General features: G+C 31.9%; 16 protein-coding genes, 1 other RNA gene and 1 pseudogene. 15 read left to right on the top strand and 3 right to left on the bottom strand.

Annotated elements, in window-relative coordinates; all coding sequences use genetic code 11:
* The first annotated feature begins 10 nt into the window (after positions 1-10).
* Both smpB and ssrA read left to right on the top strand, forming a co-directional pair.
* Positions 11-472, top strand: a complete 462-nt coding sequence (gene smpB, locus ACNMOQ_RS10965; protein WP_017000769.1) for an SsrA-binding protein SmpB — start codon at positions 11-13, stop codon at positions 470-472.
* 78 nt (positions 473-550) lie between these two features.
* Positions 551-907: a transfer-messenger RNA gene (ssrA, locus tag ACNMOQ_RS10960) on the top strand.
* 118 nt (positions 908-1,025) lie between these two features.
* On the opposite strand, the gene ACNMOQ_RS10955 is transcribed toward ssrA, so the two are convergent.
* Positions 1,026-2,132, bottom strand: coding sequence for a tyrosine-type recombinase/integrase (locus ACNMOQ_RS10955; protein ID WP_416349841.1), 1,107 nt, complete (start codon positions 2,130-2,132; stop codon positions 1,026-1,028).
* A gap of 18 nt (positions 2,133-2,150) precedes the next feature.
* Positions 2,151-3,056, bottom strand: coding sequence for a helix-turn-helix domain-containing protein (locus ACNMOQ_RS10950; protein ID WP_416349840.1), 906 nt, complete (start codon positions 3,054-3,056; stop codon positions 2,151-2,153).
* 194 nt (positions 3,057-3,250) lie between these two features.
* Between ACNMOQ_RS10950 and ACNMOQ_RS10945 the strand changes: the two genes are divergently transcribed.
* The 11 genes and pseudogenes from ACNMOQ_RS10945 (at position 3,251) to ACNMOQ_RS10895 (ending at position 13,275) form a co-directional block, all read left to right on the top strand.
* Positions 3,251-3,463, top strand: a complete 213-nt coding sequence (locus ACNMOQ_RS10945) for a helix-turn-helix transcriptional regulator (RefSeq protein ID WP_416349839.1) — start codon at positions 3,251-3,253, stop codon at positions 3,461-3,463.
* A 16-nt stretch (positions 3,464-3,479) separates the two neighbouring features.
* The gene (locus ACNMOQ_RS10940) at positions 3,480-3,773 is read left to right on the top strand and encodes a type II toxin-antitoxin system toxin TscT (protein WP_416349838.1); all 294 of its coding nucleotides are present in this window, start codon (positions 3,480-3,482) and stop codon (positions 3,771-3,773) included.
* A 232-nt stretch (positions 3,774-4,005) separates the two neighbouring features.
* Entirely contained in the window at positions 4,006-6,387 is a 2,382-nt protein-coding gene (locus tag ACNMOQ_RS10935) for a phage/plasmid primase, P4 family (protein ID WP_416349837.1), read from the top strand.
* Positions 6,388-6,697: 310 nt separating this feature from the next.
* Positions 6,698-7,156 (top strand): hypothetical protein, encoded by a 459-nt coding sequence (locus ACNMOQ_RS10930; RefSeq protein ID WP_416349836.1) that lies wholly within the window; start codon positions 6,698-6,700, stop codon positions 7,154-7,156.
* Between the two features lie 114 nt (positions 7,157-7,270).
* On the top strand, positions 7,271-8,476 hold the full coding sequence (locus ACNMOQ_RS10925) for a phage portal protein (RefSeq protein WP_416349835.1): 1,206 nt from the start codon (positions 7,271-7,273) through the stop codon (positions 8,474-8,476).
* Positions 8,463-9,032, top strand: a complete 570-nt coding sequence (locus ACNMOQ_RS10920; protein WP_416349834.1) for an HK97 family phage prohead protease — start codon at positions 8,463-8,465, stop codon at positions 9,030-9,032. The genes ACNMOQ_RS10925 and ACNMOQ_RS10920 overlap by 14 nt, the downstream gene beginning before the upstream one ends.
* Position 9,033: 1 nt before the next feature.
* Positions 9,034-10,272, top strand: a pseudogene (locus tag ACNMOQ_RS10915) (phage major capsid protein).
* Between the two features lie 274 nt (positions 10,273-10,546).
* On the top strand, positions 10,547-10,831 hold the full coding sequence (locus tag ACNMOQ_RS10910; RefSeq protein WP_239724910.1) for a head-tail connector protein: 285 nt from the start codon (positions 10,547-10,549) through the stop codon (positions 10,829-10,831).
* Positions 10,824-11,114: an HNH endonuclease gene (locus ACNMOQ_RS10905; RefSeq protein WP_416349833.1), complete on the top strand. Its 291-nt coding sequence runs from the start codon at positions 10,824-10,826 to the stop codon at positions 11,112-11,114. Before ACNMOQ_RS10910 ends, ACNMOQ_RS10905 begins: the two co-directional genes overlap by 8 nt.
* 192 nt (positions 11,115-11,306) lie before the next feature.
* Positions 11,307-11,639 carry a hypothetical protein gene (locus ACNMOQ_RS10900; protein WP_416349832.1) on the top strand — a complete coding sequence of 111 codons (333 nt, stop codon included), beginning with the start codon at positions 11,307-11,309 and terminating at the stop codon, positions 11,637-11,639.
* Positions 11,632-13,275, top strand: coding sequence for a terminase large subunit (locus tag ACNMOQ_RS10895; RefSeq protein WP_416349831.1), 1,644 nt, complete (start codon positions 11,632-11,634; stop codon positions 13,273-13,275). Before ACNMOQ_RS10900 ends, ACNMOQ_RS10895 begins: the two co-directional genes overlap by 8 nt.
* Before the next feature lie 71 nt (positions 13,276-13,346).
* Here ACNMOQ_RS10895 and ACNMOQ_RS10890 read toward each other — a convergent pair whose 3' ends face one another.
* Complete coding sequence (locus ACNMOQ_RS10890; RefSeq protein WP_416349830.1) at positions 13,347-13,637, bottom strand: hypothetical protein; 291 nt, start codon at positions 13,635-13,637, stop codon at positions 13,347-13,349.
* 323 nt (positions 13,638-13,960) lie between these two features.
* Here ACNMOQ_RS10890 and ACNMOQ_RS10885 point away from each other — a divergent pair, with 323 nt between their 5' ends.
* On the top strand, positions 13,961-14,272 hold the full coding sequence (locus ACNMOQ_RS10885) for a phage head closure protein (protein ID WP_416349829.1): 312 nt from the start codon (positions 13,961-13,963) through the stop codon (positions 14,270-14,272).
* 63 nt (positions 14,273-14,335) lie between these two features.
* Positions 14,336-14,572, top strand: a complete 237-nt coding sequence (locus ACNMOQ_RS10880) for a hypothetical protein (RefSeq protein ID WP_416349828.1) — start codon at positions 14,336-14,338, stop codon at positions 14,570-14,572.
* Positions 14,573-14,914 lie beyond the last annotated feature (342 nt).

The raw sequence follows: 14,914 nt of genomic DNA, 5'->3' as shown, positions 1-14,914 counted from the left end.
GGTGATGGATGTGCCAAAAGTACACAACAAACCTTTAGCACAAAATCGTAAAGCAAGCCATGATTATACAATAGAAGATACGGTTGAAGCGGGAATTGTATTACAAGGTACAGAAATCAAATCCATTCGCCGAGGTAGTGCAAACTTAAAAGATTCATATGCACGTGTATACAACGGAGAAATGTACGTTTACAATATGCATATTGCACCGTATGAAGAGGGTAACCGTTATAATCATGATCCATTAAGAAATCGAAAACTGCTCTTAAAAAGAAAAGAAATCGATAAATTATATGGTATCTCAAAAGAAAAAGGGTATTCATTAATACCGCTTAAACTATATATTAAACACGGTTACTGTAAAGTTCTTTTAGGGATAGCAAGAGGTAAACGAGATTATGATAAACGTCATGCGCTGAAAGAAAAAGAAGCAAAACGTGATGTAGAAAGAGCAATGAAGCATCGATATTAAGCAATTATATTGATTAATCAATAAAAAATTGTTATTATTAAATATACTTCTGCTAAAAGGAAGTATATTTCTTATTCAGGGGACGTTACGGATTCGACAGGGGTCCCCGAGCTTATGAAGCGTGTCGGAGGGTTGTCTCCGTCATCAACACAACAGTTATAATAACTGGCAAACAACAAAACTTAGCAGTAGCTGCATAATAGCACTCTGCATCACCTAACAGCATCGCCTATGTGCTGTTAACGTGATTCAACTTAAGTAGGATACGCTCGTCACTGCCGTTTGAAGTCTGACGAGAAGAGATTAATCAAACTAGCGTTGTAATAGGGTGTCAGTCCCCTGATACAACGCGAAACAATAAAGACTAGACTACGCACGTAGAAACATTTGTATCAGGATCTCTGGACGCGGGTTCAACTCCCGCCGTCTCCACTATGTAGCCTTTAACCCTCATGGTTAAGGGCTTTTTATTTTGGTTGCCCCAGTATTGCCCCAGTTTTACCCCAGCACATAAAAAATACACCCTATATCGTTATGATTAAGAGTGTATCAGTTATAAATATTTTACTATTTCTTTTTGTGTACTAGGGTACAAATGCCCATATCTATTCATTACTTCAGTTGTATCAGCATGCCCTAATCGTTGGGCTATTATCATTATGTTAGCACCATGATTGATTAAATGTGATGCGTGGCTATGCCTTAATTCATGAATAACAATACGTGGGAATGTTTGCCCTTTAGGCAAATTATCATCTAGGACTTTTAAAGCAGTAGTAAACCACCTATCAATTGTGGACTCACTAAACGACTTAAAGAAAGTACCAAATAATACATAATCATCTTTATAAACATTATTTTCTTTATACCATGCCTGGTATTCAGTTAGATCATTCATCACATGTTGTGGTAAATATATGTCACGTATCGCTGCTTTAGTTTTAGGTGTTGTTACAGTACCATGATAATCTGTTTTATCTATATGGATATAATCTTCATTAAAGTTAATATCACGCCACGTAATAGCCCTTATTTCTCCTTTTCTTGCCCCAGTATAGAATAGTAATTTAAAGAATAGTTGCTGTTGCAAAGTTGGTAATACTTCGACAAATTCCTTAAATTGTTCAACAGTCCAATAGTTCAAACGCTTATTTGATGCTATCTCAAAATTACCTACTAATGATGCCACATTTTGTTTTAAATCATGATACTTCATAGCGTGATTAAGTATAGAAACTAGAAAAACATGCATCTTCTTTAAATACTCTCCAGAATGACCTTCTTTTAATTTCTTATTCTGAAACTTCATTATCGCTTTTGTATCAAGTTTATATACGTCTGTTTTCTTGAAGTAGGGTAACAGATGATTCTTAACATGTGTGGTTAATGCTTTAAAGCTAGATTGTTTACGTCTCGCTGCGTACCAGTCCATGTATTCTTGAACTAATTCATCAAATGGCAAATTATCTATATTGCCTATGCCCTCTAATTCATCTAATACCTCATTACATTTCTTAACTGCCTCTTTACGCTGTGAAAAGCCACTACGCCTTATTTCTTGACGTGTATTTGTTTCATCATAGTATTTGATACGAAAGTAGTATGTACCACGTTTAGCATCTTTATATATGTTATGTGAAAGTTTTAAGTCATGGTTCAATAAGTGTCATCTCCAATTTTATTTATTTTCTAAATTGCTTTGTATTAATTTATGAAACTCATTATTATTTTTTGAAAGTTCTTTTATAATATTTGATAAGTTATTTTTTATATATTCGATTTTATTTTTATTATTCTCATTATCAATTTCAAAAGAATATTTAGAAAAGATTTTTGCTGTAGAATTTGATATTGCAACGACATCTATATATCTTTTTGATTTTTGGTCGGGGTATTTATCCTTTAATTTTTTCAAATCTTTTAATGTTTGTTCTATTAAATTATCAAGTTCATTTAAAAGATTAGGGTCTATCCCAGAATCTCTTTCATTAAATATTAAAGTTATATCATCTAAGATTCCATTTAATTGATATTCGAAATCATAAAAATTATATTCTGCTACATATCCATATAAGTTTGCTAATTCACTTTGGAGATAAGTAATTATATTACGATTTGTTTTTTTATTTTTTACATAAAAATCAAGGAAATCATCAGTTATGTAATAGTAAAGTTTTTCAGTTAATATTGATTTAGGAGTATCTATTTTATTCTTTAACATAGGAACTGACAAAGTCCGATTAATACCAGAACGTAATAATTCTTTCTTTTCATTGTCATTAGGGAATCTTAAAGATTTACCTACATGTGTGTCTTTAGGATAGTTTTTTAGCATATCCTCAAAAATATATTCTTCAAGTTCTTCAATATTATCTTTTTCATTGTATAGTAATTCGTTAACTGAAATACCAGCATATTTGCTTATCATTTTTAGCCTCTCATTGTTAGGCAAAGAGAGTCCTTTTTCCCATGTAGCTACATTTCCTTTACTTGCAGAAAACATTTCCCCGAATTTTTCTTGTGTTTTACCATTTTTAACTCGAATTTCTTTTATTCGTTTACCTATCTGCTTTTTATCATACATTTTGATATCTCCTTTTGATAATTTTTTGCCGTATAATGTTATGGTAAATGAAAAGTTCTAAAAAGTACAATCTTTTTATTGACTAAAACAATATTAACATGATAATATAAATTTGTAAGTTCTAAAAAGTTCAAAATTAGTTCTTGCTATTATTTTTATTTTCAAGTTCTAAAAAGTTCAAAGGAGGAAGTTTTATGACTAAGAATTGGAGTTTGTATATTGCTAGAAAAGAGGAGGGACAATCACAAGCATTTGTGGCGAAAAAATTAGGTATATCTCCACAGAGATTTCAATTGAAGGAATCAGGCAAAGCTGGATTTACGATTGAAGAAGGTAAGATTTTATCTGAGTTATATGGTATGACGTTAGACGAATTATTCAGTAATGAAATTAAAATTGGATCATAAATAGGAGGATTTAAAGATGAAGAATAATTTATTAAATATTGAAAACTTAAAAAGTGATATGGATGTATTACAAGATAAGTTAGAAGACTTAATTCAAAGTTCATACTGGCTACTTGAAGATCATTTCGAAGATGAAAGATTGGAGAGCAAAGATGATGCGATGAACCATGCTTTTGCTTATGTAGAGCAAAGAATTAGATTGAATCAATCAGTAACGTTATTACAAACTTATAAAAAAGAAATGGACGAAATAATTTCAGAACTTGATTCAGAAGTAAGTATGCTAAAAAAAGAAGGTGAATCAAAATGAGGTATTTCTCATTAATAACTTTCAATGTAGCAATTGGAATAATATTGATGACGTCTGGACTCAACACAATTCAATCAATATATTTTGCTGGTTTGTTAACTAGTTTCACTTGCTGGGGGCTATTATTGTTATCAGAAACAAAAAAAGCCAATACTGACGGCAATCAGTAAAGGCAATCAAACGATTAGGAATATTTATAACTTTATTTTATCACAAAAAGAGGCGGTGGCATATGGCAATTACAAAAAAAGAGAAAATTTTAAAAGTGAATAAAGAAAATGTACCAAATGAAATGGCTCCCCTCGAACAGTGGGTGTTATGGAAAGCTGAAAAATTAAAAGATAAAGATGAATATGCAAAAGTACCATATCAAACAATTGGTATACGTGCAGATTCAACAAAACCACATTCATGGTCAGATTTTGAAAAAACAATTGAATATATAGATGGATATGAAGGTATAGGGTTTGTACTAACGAAAGATGATGACTATATTTGCTTAGATTTAGATGATATCCACATTGATAGTGAAACATACGAACCTATAACTGATATAGCAAAAGAAGTAATGGAAAAAACATGGTGGGAAGTATCACCGTCTGGAACAGGTGTACATGCTTATTTCAAAGGTACTTTACCAGAAGAAGTTAAAAGAAAAAACAAAAGTGAACATTTAGAATTGTATTCTCATTCAAGATTTATGACTTTTACAGGTGTGAATGATGGTGTTAAAAGAGAAATATCAAGCAATCAACCATATATCGATTCATTAGTAGAAAGATATTTTAAACGTGAAGTGATTAGTAATGACTTCATCGATAGAGAGATAACGCCATCTAATTTAGATGATGTAGAAGTAATGCAATTAATGGCAAGAAGTAAAGATGCTGACAAGATAAGTAAATTAATGAGTGGTGGCTGGCAAGAATTATTTGAGTCGCAATCAGAAGCAGACTTATCACTACTTAATGCTTTAGCTTTCTATACTCAAAAAAATGCAAAGCAAATGGATAGGATATTCAGAAATTCAGACCTAATACGTAATAAATGGGACAAATTAAGAGGTAATGAAACATACGGTCAAAAAAGTATTAATAAAGCGATTAATGATTGCATAAATGTTTATGATCCAAATTATAAAACCTCGAATGATGGTTTCAATATCATAATAAATGAAAAAGTTTCAGTTAAAGATTTACTGATTAAAACAGGAAAAGAAGAACGTGAAAGATTAATTAAATTATGGGAGGACGAAGGCAAAAATGGTCGTAAGCCAACGTCAATAGGGACAAATAGATGTGCTTATATATTGGACGATTTACTTACATTTAGGCTTTTTGATTTAGAAGAAAACACTAAATTAGCTATGTATCAAGAAGAAGAAGGTATTTATACACGTAACAGAACGATAATAAAACGTGTTATTTCGTGGTTAGAGCCTAGACTGAATGAGAGAAAAGCTGAAGAAGTTATTTATCATTTAACAAACACTGCAAAAGTTACACGACAAACAGAACAACCACACTTGATACCAGTTAATAATGGTGTGTTTAACAGAGAAACAGGAATACTTGAACCTTTTACACCTAACTATGTATTCACTTCAAAAATATCAACAAACTATGTTCACAATGCTAAACAGCCAAATATTAAAGGCTGGGACTTTGATAAATGGTTAAGTGAAATAGCATGTGGTGATTCTGAAATTATCACTTTGTTATGGCAGGTTATCAATGATGCAATGAATGGAAATTACACGAGAAAGAAAGCAATATTTTTCATTGGTGATGGTAATAACGGTAAAGGCTCATTCCAACAATTGTTATCTAACTTAATAGGGTTTAATAACATTGCAAGTTTGAAAGCCAATGAGTTTGAACAAGAGTTTAAATTAAGTGTTTTAGAAGGTAAAACTGCCGTTATTGGTGATGATGTACCAGTTGGCATTATTATTGAAGATTCATCTAATTTTAAAAGTGTAGTCACAGGTGATTCTGTACTTGTGAATGTTAAGAACAAGCAACCGTATCGAGCAGAGTTTAGATGTACAGTTATTCAATCATCTAATGGTATGCCTAAATTTAAAGACAAAACAGGTGGGAATAACAGACGGCTTCTCATTGTACCCTTTAAAGCAGATTTTAACGGTTTAATCGAAAATGTGGATATTAAAGAGAAATATCTCAAAGATACGCAGGTACTAGAATATGTACTATATAAGGCTATCAATTTAGACTTTGATAAGTTCATAACACCAAAGGCATCACTAGACATGATGGAGTTATATAAACAAGATAATGATCCAGTGTATGACTTTAAATTAAGTGTATTTGATGAATGGCATATAAGGAAGATACCAAAATATATTGTATATGGTTTTTACAAAGATTTCTGTAATGATAATGGATATTATCCACTGTCGGAGCGTAAATTCCACAGGCAATTTAAAGGTTATCTTGATGAAAGCTGGAATATAGATGCACAGGGGAAATATGATTGGGAAGTTTTATGTGAACAAATTGGTGATTTAAATAATATGAGAACATATTTAGATTTCCCAGAAAAAAATAAAAACTATAAATCATACGAAAATGAAAAGATGAAGATTATCTAGGGTAACCGAAGTAACTGAAGGTAACCGAAAATATTTATTTCGGTTACCACGTTGAAGTATTGCTATATAAGGGTTTTGACTACAAAAGTAACCGAGTAACTGAATTTTTATAAAATACTTATAAAAAAAGTAGAAGCCTAGAAATAGGTGTAAGCAAAAGTTTAAGAAGTATTTCAAAATTTCGGTTACCAGTTACCAAAGTCGCTTAAACCTATGTGGCTGTAGGTCTCAATAGGGTAACCGAAAATATTTATTTCGGTTACCATTAGGCTTATTTCAGTTACCTTACCAATTTAGGAGGACTAAGCACATGAAAATACCAGAAAAACCATTCAAGTTAATTGAACGACCGTTAACAAGAGAAGAAGCTAATTTATTAGAACGCAAGAATAAACCAATGGTACAGATTATAAAAACATATGGTAAGTATAAAACTTTAGATATTGATTTCATTACATGTGATTGGTGCTTGTCGTCAGAAGGTCAAGAAACGTTGCAGGCAAGACTGAACACAGAAGTTACTTTCATGTGGCTACGTGGTTACAATCTAGGACTTAATAAAAACAATGTAGGGAATATGGTCATAGTCTTACGTGGTGATAATCTAGCAATAACATATCTAATTAATGAATTAGATAGTTTAACAATCAACCCAGATAGATTTTTTATGAAATATAGAGATGGTGAGAAAATGTTAAATATTGATAGAAGTAATAGAAAGGTAAACCCAGTTTACCACCCAAAACAGAATACCAACAAAATCAATTAAACAATTGATATGACTAGCTTTATATACCCCTCTATGGTATAATTAATAAAACTTAAATCGAACGTGTGTACGTAAATGGAACTAATGTTCTAAATAAAAATAAAGGGTGAGAAAATGCCTAAATGGATAGATAAAATACTCGGAATTGAAAAAGTACAAGAGCAACAGATGAAGAACTTTGAAATGTTGAATGGTGGTTATAAATCATTTTCTCAATTTACTGGTGACGCTTATCAAAATGATATATATAGATCTGCTGTAGATTCAATCGCTAGGCATATAGCGAAATTATCGGGTAAGCATATTATCAATAATTCAAAACAGACAGATAGTAATTCAAGAATAAATCGTTTGTTACAGGATAGACCTAATCCGTTCATGAGTGGATATGATTTCTTGTATAAAATAGCAACGCAATATTTCTTATACAACAATGCTTTTATATTGGTACAAAAGGATAGCAAGGGCAACTTATCGGGATTATATCCTTTGTCACCTACAAATGTTGAGTATGTGGTAGATGGTAATAATGAAGTATATCTTAAATTCTTATTCAGTAACGGGGATAAAGTGATATTGCATATGGACGAGGTAGCAGTATTACGCCGACACTTTAACAGTAATGAATTACTAGGTGATGACAATTCGGCTATTATGTCAGCATTACAGTTAGCACATACGCAAAGTGAAGGTATGAATGAAGCTATTAAGAACTCGGCTCAAATAAGAGGGATAGTGAAGTATCAACAGGCTTTGAGTCCAAGTAAGCTGAAAGAAGCGAAAGAAGAATTTATGAATAACTATTTCTCAATGGCTAACAATGGTGGCGTTGTACCAGTCAATACATCAATGGAATACACACCTTTAAAAGTATCTGATGTACAAATTGATACATCTCAAATAAAAGTTGTTAAAGAAAAAATATACGACTATCTTGGCATCAGCGAAAAAATAGTAAATGGTACTTATGATGAAGAAGGTTGGCAAGCGTTCTTTGAATCGATTATTGAGCCATTCTCAATACAAATAGCATTAGAGCTTACCGATAAGGTATTCAGTGAACGAGAGAAGGCTTTTAGTAATCGCATCATATTTGAATCATCTAAATTACAATATGCAAGCACGAAATCTAAAACAAACATGATAGGCGAATTGTTGCCATTAGGTGTATTAACAGTAAACCAAGCGTTAGATTTATTAAACTTGCCACATGTGGAAGATGGAGATAAGCGAATTCAATCACTAAATTATGTTGATAAAGAAATTGTTAATCAATATCAGATGCAAAATAAGGGGGACGTCAGCAATGAAGGAAATTAGATCAGCTGAAATACAAACAGATTCCAAAAGTGAAGAAATGGTGTTGGAAGGTACAGCGATTGTTTTTAATAAACCGACTGAAATTAAAACACCAACAGGCTCATATATAGAAGTGATAAAACGTAATGCACTAGATGGCTTAAAATTGAATGATACAAGGCTTTTAGTGTCACATGATGTAAATCGTATACCATTAGCGAAATCACCTAAAACAATGGATATATGGACTGATGAGGTAGGTATGCACTTTAGGGCTACGCTACCAGATACCGAAGAAGCACGCTCTGTTTATACGGCAGTAAAACGGGGCGATTTGACAGGCATGTCATTTGGATTCACATGTAATAAAGACGGTAGTCTATATGATGTGAATACACGTACAAGAACTATTAATAAGATTGAAAAAGTGCTTGAGTTTTCAGTAGTAAACTTTCCTGCATACGCTGAAACGAGTGTGGAAGCTAGAAATCAAATGCAAGATGCTGAATTAAGACATGAACAGTATAAACAAGCACAGATTAACCTAAATAAACTATTAACAAAGGAGATTAAATAATATGAATTTTAATACAGTAGAAGAAGTATTCAATCATTATCGCAATGCTTCATTAGAAGATATTGAAACAAGAGCAGGACAAATCAAAGGGACAATCGAGAATGATCCTGATGCAGATATTACAAAGTTAAATATTGAAATCGAAGGACTTAATCAAGCTAAAGAAAACATAAAAGATAAGGAGCAAGAATCCATGACAAAAGAAAATCAAGAGCAACGTTCATACAATCCAATTACAGGTACACAAATCAAAGGACAACATGAAGTATCATCTGAAAATATTTTCAGTTCTCCAGAATACCGTTCAGCGTTCTTTAAACAAATGTTAGGACAAAACTTAACGGAAGTTGAAACAAGAGCGTTCAATACAGCAATGGCTCAACAAGATGCTGAACATCGTGCAGATAGTTTCTCATCATCAAGTAACTCATCAGCAGTTTTACCAGAGCAAACATTAAACGAAGTAATTTCTAAGGCACGTACACAGGGGGGATTGATTGGGCATGTTAGATCATTCAACATTCCAACTAAAATTAGTATCCCAATCGGTACACCGTCAGCAAAAGCAGAATGGCATACAGAAGGTAAGAAGGTTGATTCAGAAAATCCTACAACTGCATCTGTACAATTCGATGGTAACGAAATTATTAAAGTATTCTCAATCAGTGTGAAAGCTAAAACGATGAGTATTTCAGCGTTTGAATCATATCTAATTTAAGAATTAACAAGTGCAGTCGTTGAAGCAATTGATTACGCATTAGTAAATGGAACTGGTAATAATCAAGGGCAAGGTGTATTAACTGGTGTTACATGGAATGCATCTAATAGTGTGGACTTAAATGGTGAATATACAGATTTCACTAAAGCATTAGCTATCTTAAAGCGTGGCTATTCAGCAGGTGCAAAATTTGCTATGAGTAACGCAACATTATACAACACAGTATATAGTTTAGTAGATGCTAATAAACGACCTCTATTTATTGCAGATGCACAGAATGAATCTATCGGACACATTCTAGGTAAAGAAGTTGTAGTCGATGACAATATCGAAGATGGCACAATCTTATTAGGTAACTTCAATTATCTAGGTTACAACTTGCCAGAAGGCTTAATGCTTGAACAATCAAGAGAATCATCATTCCGTAGTGGATTAGTTGATTACAGAGCGATGGCTATTGCAGATACACGTGTGTTAGTAGATGAAGCGTTTGTGAAACTATCAGCAAAAGTAGAAGGATAATATAAAACAGTTAGGGCATCAGTTATAGCTGGTGTCCTTTATTTTAAAAAGCCACATGTTTATTTTAGGAGGCATCTATTTTTATAAGGGGTAGCTATTTATTTTAGCCCCTATATAAAATTATGGGGCATTGTTTTTTATAGGGGGACATCATTTTTTAAAGGGGGTACAGTTTTTTTATATGGGGGCTATTTATTTTATACCCTATGTAAATATAAGGGGTACTGCTTTTTATATCACAGTAGTTTATATGCAAAGAGAAGGAAGTGAACATATGATATTAACAATAGAAGAAGGACGTAACGCATTAAGAGTTGATGGTGATTTCAATGACGACATCATACAACCATTGATAGATGCCATACCTGAATACTTATACTTAACAACTGGTAGAGATTGGGACGATGGCAAGGACAGTCACGCACTTGCTAAGACGACAGCTACATTCATACTGCAGTTATGGTTTGACCCACAGACTTATGACAGCGTCAGGTTGAAGCGTACGATAGATGGATTGCTTATATCACTAACAGCATTAGGACGTTCATACGATGGCTAGAAGTGTATCAGAATCATTCTATCGCTCTACTAAGTGGATAAAGTGTCGTAATGGTTACATGTCATCGCAACATTACATCTGTGAACGTTGTGGGGAGTTAGCTACTATATGCCATCATAAGGTTTGGTTAAATGAATCTAATGTGACTGATCCAATGATTACTTATAACTGGGACTTGTTAGAGGCTTTATGTTTGCAATGTCATAACAAAGAACATTTTGGAAGCAGTGTTACAGCTGATGGTTTAGTGTTTGATGATAATGGAAATTTAATAAAAAAATAATTTAATATTTTAAAAATAAATATTAGAAATAAATAAAAATATAAAATAAAAATTAAATTCAAAAAATATTTTATCCCCCCAACTTAAAATTGAAAATGAAAGATGAAAAATAACGACACGGTACTTAACTTATCCTCCAAACGATATTTCAAAAGTTTAGGGGTGCCTAAAAATATATAAGGAGTGAATTAAATGAAAAAGGTATATAATTCTATTAATTTAGAAAAACTTAAAGATATAATTGATGAACAAGATATACAAAATAAACCAGTAGCCTATGACTTGTTGGAAGAACTTATGTTTATGAAAGAAACGATGGACGAACTCAAATCTACCGTACAGCTTCATGGTGCAACATATATTTTTAAACAAGGTGAACAGGAATATTTAAAAGAAAATCCAGCTATGAAATCATATAACGCTACTGTGCCTAAGTATAACGCAACAATGAAACAATTACTTTCTCTTATGCCAATTGTAACAAATGAAAAAGATGCATTTTTGGAATTTGTAACAAATGACTAATTATATTGTTGAATATTGGCAAGAAATAGAGAAAGGTAATATCGTTGTTTCCAAAAGGATATATAAGCAATATCAAAAGCTAATTCAAGATATAGATCATCACGATAAGTATGTGTATGATGATGCTAAAGCATTAAGACCTATTAAGTTTATTGAATCATTTTGTAGACATTCAAAAGGTGAGTTAGCAGGCAAACCATTAATATTAGACTTATTCCAAAAAGCCTATATCTCGGCTCTATTTGGTTTTTTAGATAAAGTAACAGGTCACAGACGATACACAGAATCATTTTTCTTCGTTGGACGTAAGAACGGTAAAACAACGATGTTAAGTGCAATTGCGTTATATATGTTAATGGCAGACGGTGAAAGTGGTGCTGAGGTGTATTCTGTAGCGTCTAAACGTGACCAAGCTAACATACTATTTGACCAAGCACATGAAATGATTAAGCAAAGTCCAGACTTGAATAAAAATATCCGTAAGCGTAAAAGTGATTTATATTTTCCACATAATTTCAGTAAGATGCAATCACTAGGTAAGAACTCTAACTCACTTGATGGATTGAACGCACATTTGGTAGTTATAGATGAATTACATTCAATTCAAGACCGTAACTTGTATGAGGTCATGAAACAGTCACAGTCTGCACGTACACAGCCTTTACTGATTATGATAACAACTGCTGGTACACACAGAGGTACTATATTTGATGACTTATATGAATATGCTTGTAACGTGGTTGACGGTAACTTTGAAGATGATAACTTCTTACCTATTATGTATGAATTAGATAATAAAGGTGAGTTTAAAATGCCAGATAGATGGCAGAAGTCCAATCCAGCGTTAGGTGTTTCTAAACGAGTTGAAGATTTAGAACGTAAAGTTGCTAGGGCGAAGAATAATCCAAGTGACTTAACGGGTATTTTGACTAAGGACTTTAATATAAGAGAAATAACTAATAGTGCATGGCTCACATTTGAGGATATTAATAATGAAGATACATTCGACATTAAAGACTTTGCAGGCACATATGCTATTGGTGGTGCTGACTTATCCATAACTACAGATTTAAGTTGTGCCACATTATTATTTGTAGATCCAGAAACTGAACAAAGATATGTTCATCAAATGTATTGGCTACCACAGGACAGCTTAAAAAAGCGAGTACAAGAAGATAAAATACCATATGATAAATGGCATGAACAGGGCTATCTAAGATTATGTAACGGAAACACGATAGATTATTCAGATATTACAGATTGGTTTTTAGAAATGTTAAATGAGTATGATATCACACCATTGTGGATATACTACGATAATTATTCTGCTAGATACTGGGTAGATGAAATGGAAGCATACGGCTTTAAGATGGTAAGAACACAACAGGGTGCTAGAACATTAAGTTTACCTATGCAAAATATGGGTGCTGATTTACAGAAAAAGAAAATTAATTATAATAATCACCCCATATTAAAATGGTGTTTAACGAATACAGGTATAGAAACAGATAGAAATGGGAATATTGTACCAATTAAAAATCAATCACCAAAACGTAGAATAGATGGAACAGCTTCATTATTAGATGCTTATGTAGGATTGTTTGATAACTTCGAACAGTTTTTAAGGGTTATGTAATACCTGCGTTGTCGTTTTGGATACGCAGGTCAAAAAAAATGCCACTCCAATTATAGAGTGACAAGGTTTGATTAGAATTGAATAGCTTTTATTGATGAAGATTTGAATGCTTTATGGTCATATTCATTATTTTGAATAAAGAACATATCAATAGAAGTATAAAATCCCATCACACCTATATGAATATCATATGTGGTAAGTGATTTAGGAGAATTATAATCACCATTCCAATTATCTTCATAGACTACTCTTGAATAAAATGTTTCTTTGACATCATCATTAACGATACCAGTTATGACAGTATTATCATAAATATCAATTTTTGAACCGTCTAAAAATTCTAAAGTATAAATTTTTTTCAATATATTCACCACCTTATAGAAATATTATACACGATATCAAAAAAAGATTTAGTACAATTTTTATTGGTTTAATAGTGAATACACTAATTATTCTAAATAAATATAAAGCTCATTGCGATTCTAACAACAGTTAATACTTTTATGTGGGTAGTTATATGCTAACTTGCCTAGAAATCGCTTTGAGTAAATACGATGTTAATCAAAAATGATTATGTAGTCTGGTCAGACAAAAAAGTCTTACCAAAGTGAAATAGTACATGCTCAAAAATGAGTAATAGGTACACGGACAAAAAAGTCTGTTTGCAAAATGTGAGGTGAAAATAATGGCATATCATTTTAATACTAGAATAAAGATATTGAAACGAGAAAATGCAGGTCCATATCCAGAAGATTATGAAGAAGTGGAAATTGCTCAACCATGGGCAGATATTAAGACAATGAAAGGTTCTGAATATGTAGTAGCAAGCGTTACAGCAAATGAAGAACCAATACGCTTTATTATCAGATATAGAAAAGGTATTGATCCATCTATGTTCGTGGAATATAACGATAAAAAATATAATATAAAATCTGTTGCTAATGATGATGGCAAGAATGAAACAATTACCATTTTTGCTACAACTCATGATAGATAATAAAAGTGTTAAATTGCGTAAAATGTTATACAATAGAATTAATATATAAAAAGGGGTGAGAAAATGTCTAAAAGTGAAGTTATAGAACTGTTATTACAGAAAGAAAAAACATATAAGGTTGAATTAACTTTAGTTACTAACGAAAAAATTGATGTTGATAAAATCTCATATGATTTTGTTAGTGAAGGATTATTGTTTGTAGAATCACCAGAACTTATTGCAATAAATGAAAATTCAATCGTTAGTATAAAACCAATGTACGAAATCGATGTTGATTCATTAAACAATGTTTCATTTTAATTTATAACCTCATCTAAATGATGGGGTTTTTTTATATAGAAAAACTACCACCTCAGTTTTGGTGGTAGCTAAAAGGCGCAATTGATGTAATTGAAAAATACAAAGGAGCGTCCTAAGTCACCCCGAATAAGACTATTATCTTATAGTTATATTATAACATAAAGTTATAATTAATCCAAATTAACATAAGTTTTAGTTATGTATATGTGAGTTAAAATAATTGAACAAATTTACAGGGTACGTTGCCCCAAATTGTAATAATTTTATCAATTTATACATTTCAAGCACAATCAGTAATACAACCAAAACATTGTTATATCAATACTTAAAGCATGTTTTAAA

Source organism: Mammaliicoccus lentus (genome assembly GCF_947036595.1).
Lineage (GTDB): Bacteria > Bacillota > Bacilli > Staphylococcales > Staphylococcaceae > Mammaliicoccus > Mammaliicoccus lentus.
Note: the sequence above shows the minus strand (reverse complement) of the source record. Positions and strands in the feature narration are given on the sequence as shown.